We start from the raw sequence: 847 nt of genomic DNA on the forward strand, positions 1-847 counted from the left end.
GAGCGAGTCGACCATCCGGGAAGTTCTCACCAACGTCGACGCAGACCTGCTCGACCTGGTCACCTGCGCCTGGATCCACGAATGCGCGACCCGCGACCAGGCCGGCGACCTCGTGATCGCGCTGGACGGCAAGGTCCTGCGCGGCGCCTGGACCGACGAGAACAAGCAGGTCAAGCTGTTCGCCGCCATGACCCACACCGGGGGCGCGGTCGTCGCGCAGACCCTGGTCCCCGACGACACCAACGAGATCACCCAGGTCGACAACCTCGTGAAGAACCTCCGCCACACCCGCGGGCGGACGATCGCCACAGCGGACGCAGCCCACACTCAGTTCAGGACCGCCATCCTGCTGAGAAAACGCGGGATCGACTACGTCCTAACCGTCAAGGGAAACCAGCCGAAACTCCATCAGGACATTTTCAGGCGCTGCCTCCCGTTACTCCAGGAAACCCCCGGACACGAGGAAGAAGAACGATCGCACGGCCGCGTCAGGCGATGGGCCGTCTGGACCACCGACGCCTCCGGCATCCGCTTCCCGTTCGCCCGCACCATCGCCGTCATCCGCCGCGAGGAGTTCGACCTTGAAGGAAACAGGATCACAAAGGAATACGCCTTCATCGTCAGCAGCCTGCGCGGGGAACGCGCCACCCCGGCAGCCATCCACACCCACGTCCGCCTGCACTGGGGAATCGAGAACCGCCTCCACTACATCCGCGACACCGCCTGGCGCGAGGACGCCTGCCACGCCTCCCGAGGAAATGGGCCCAGAAACCTCGCCACCATCCGCAACCTCGCGCTGAGTCTCCTCCGCCTCCACGGGGTCCGAAAGGTCAAGGAAACCCTCGAG

1 protein-coding gene is annotated in these 847 nt (G+C 65.5%); it reads left to right on the plus strand.

Annotation, left to right across the window (positions count from 1 at the left end; genetic code table 11):
- The coding region (locus tag AC559T_RS14580; protein ID WP_498869061.1) for an ISAs1 family transposase at positions 1-847 on the plus strand (847 nt) is incomplete at both ends.

The organism is Frankia sp. Hr75.2 (assembly GCF_949319125.1).
GTDB lineage: Bacteria > Actinomycetota > Actinomycetes > Frankiales > Frankiaceae > Parafrankia > Parafrankia soli.